This window comes from Blautia sp. AF17-9LB, assembly GCF_003479185.1.
GTDB classification, from domain to species: Bacteria; Bacillota; Clostridia; order Lachnospirales; family Lachnospiraceae; genus Fusicatenibacter; species Fusicatenibacter saccharivorans.
In genome coordinates, this window is record NZ_QUGU01000039.1 from 1 (window position 1) to 2,792 (window position 2,792).

Sequence of the window (2,792 nt, forward strand, 5' to 3'; positions counted from 1 at the left end):
TTTGGTGCGACACGTTGACGCACAAACATCACGCTATGAGGGTAATACTTCATAGACTTATGGCCATGTGATGCTAAAAGCGTCGGGCTTATCTCGGCAGGGATGAGCAACAACTGATAACCCGATAGGTAGAATGAAGGAGTAACGCCCTGAAATGCCTACTCTGATACTTCGACCGGCTTCGGCTGTAATGGCTGGAGTCTGGAGCTCGATAAAGTCGGCGGAAGTTTGTCGTAACAGCGTGGCAACACGGCTGACGAAAGTGCAGTAGAGGTACTGTATGCAGATGACACGCCGGGAGTCTATAAAATATCTATGGTGAGAATGTCTACGACGGACTGACGAAAACCGCGAATGTACGGGTCTAGATGTTTACCGTATAGAAATGTACGGACACTTAAATGTGGGTCAGTGCGGTAAAGTAAAAATCGAAAATATGAAATTCCGTATTGTGTTGCAGGCACAATCAAGCTGACAGGACTATAGCGGACACCTAAGGATATATGTACAGATAGGGTTATCGGAACGTGGAAAGGTACAGAGTTGCTCATAAGCAATCTGCGGACGAATCATATAAGCCGCTTAATCTGTGCTGAAAAGCGAAGCTCGAACCTATGACAGCCCAACGAAAAAGGCGGGCTTGAGGAATGGGCTTTAGTCGGTTAGAAACTATTGTTGTCATTCAATCGTATAAGGATTACGAGTAAGACAAAAAGGGACACTTTCCCGCGAAAGGAGAGTGATGCCTTATGACCAGAAAAAAGAAACAACTGCTATGTGAGGAAAATCTGCGACATAACGAGTATTACGGAATGCAAGATACCTTCGATAATCTATATGCTGCCAGTAAGAATGGTGAGGTGTTTACAGACCTCATGTCTATCGTCCTTCAAAGGGAAAACATTCTGCTGGCATACAGAAATATCAAGAAAAACACAGGAAGTAAAACGTGTGGAACAGATAAACTCACAATCAGGGACATTGGAAAGTGCTCCCCTGATGAAGTAGTTGAAAAAGTGAGATTTATTGTAAACGGAAGTGAGCATGGTTATCGTCCTAAGCCAGTCAGGCGAAAGGAGATACCGAAGCCATACGACCCGAGCAAGACAAGACCCTTAGGCATTCCATGCATCTGGGACAGGTTAATCCAACAATGTATTAAGCAGGTAATGGAGCCGGTATGTGAAGCTAAGTTCAGTGAGAACAGCTATGGCTTTAGACCGAACCATTCCGTAGAAAACGCTATTGCCAGAAGTTATAAACTGTTACAGCAAGCAAACCTGCACTATGTCATTGAATTCGATATTAAAGGATTTTTTGACAATGTGAACCATGCAAAGCTGATTCGGCAGATTTGGGCAATGGGGATTCACGATAAGGCGCTTATATTTGTGCTTCGGAGAATACTGACAGCACAGATAAAACTTGAGGACGGAACATTTATTACGCCTGATAAGGGAACACCACAGGGTGGAATCATTTCTCCACTCCTTGCAAACATCGTTCTTAACGAACTCGACCACTGGGTTGAAAGCCAATGGCAATGGAGTCCGATATGCAAAAGAAATGTCAGACCTGAAAACGGGTACAGACAGGCGAAAAAGTCCAACCTCAAAGAGATGTTCATTGTTCGATATGCGGACGACTTTCGGATTTACTGTAGAACGAAAGATACTGCTGAACGGACAATGCACGCAGTTATACAGTGGTTAAGAGAAAGGCTGAAACTGGAAATCTCAGAAAAGAAAACAAGGATTATCAATGTCAGAAATCATTACTCAGACTTCCTTGGGTTCAAGATGAAAGTTCACAGGAAAGGCAACAAGCTGGTGGTAATTTCATACATCGCTGATAAGAATTTTGACCACAAGCGCCAGAAGCTGAAAACACAGGCAAAACGGATTGTCCATCCCCGAAAAATCTATGGAGAACAGGGTGAAATCAGGCTCTATAACAGTATGGTCACAGGAATGCAGAATTATTACTGCATTGCCACCCATATCAACCATGATTGCGCAATACTAAATCGTGCAGTTATGACACTGCTCACAAATAGGCTTAGTACCCGTAACGGGAATCGATTGGTTAAAACCGGACGGGAATTGACTGAGTTTGAAAGAAGCCGATTTGGAAAATCCAAAATGATGCGATATGTTGCAGGCACAAATGAGCCAGTATATCCTATTGGCTACACGCAACACAAGAATCCTTTATTCCGTAAAAAAACATGGAATTACTACACTCCAGAGGGGCGGGAAGGCATTCACAATAACCTACGAATCAATATGGCCATTCTGCTCTCGCTTATGCGGAAGCCACCCTATGGCTATAGCGCGGAATATGCAGATAACAGAATATCACTATTCTCTGCTCAATGGGGAAAATGTGCTGTTACCGGTGAAGAATTCTCAAGTACACATGAGATTCACTGTCATCACAAACTGCCCCGGTATCTTGGAGGCGATGATTCCTATGGGAATCTTATTTTAGTGAAGGATTCTGTACACAAGTTGATTCATGCCATCAATGCAGATACAATCGCAAAATATTTGGAACTCCTACAGCTTGACAAGAGCCAGCTCAAAAAGGTAAATACGCTCCGTGAGTTGGCGTCTCTGCCGTTAATCTAATCTCTCACTAATCAACACAACACAGTATTTCTATGACAGGTTTGATTGTTTAGACAACGAAATCTACTAACCGATGGAACGCCGTGTGCGGTGAAAGTCGCATGCACGGTGTGAAGTGGGGGAAAAGCCTGAGATGATATCAGGGGCTTACCTATCACTATA

General features: G+C 43.5%; 1 protein-coding gene. It reads left to right on the plus strand.

Features of this window, described 5'->3' with window-relative positions:
- The first annotated feature begins 749 nt into the window (after nt 1–749).
- Nucleotides 750–2,630 carry a group II intron reverse transcriptase/maturase gene (gene ltrA / locus DWX00_RS19330; protein WP_002585010.1) on the plus strand — a complete coding sequence of 627 codons (1,881 nt, stop codon included), beginning with the start codon at nt 750–752 and terminating at the stop codon, nt 2,628–2,630.
- Nucleotides 2,631–2,792: the final 162 nt, after the last annotated feature.

Coding starts and splice junctions, on each gene's coding strand:
- ltrA (WP_002585010.1), top strand. CDS start 750: ATGACCAGAAAAAAGAAACAACTGCTATGTGAGGAAAATCTGCGACAT.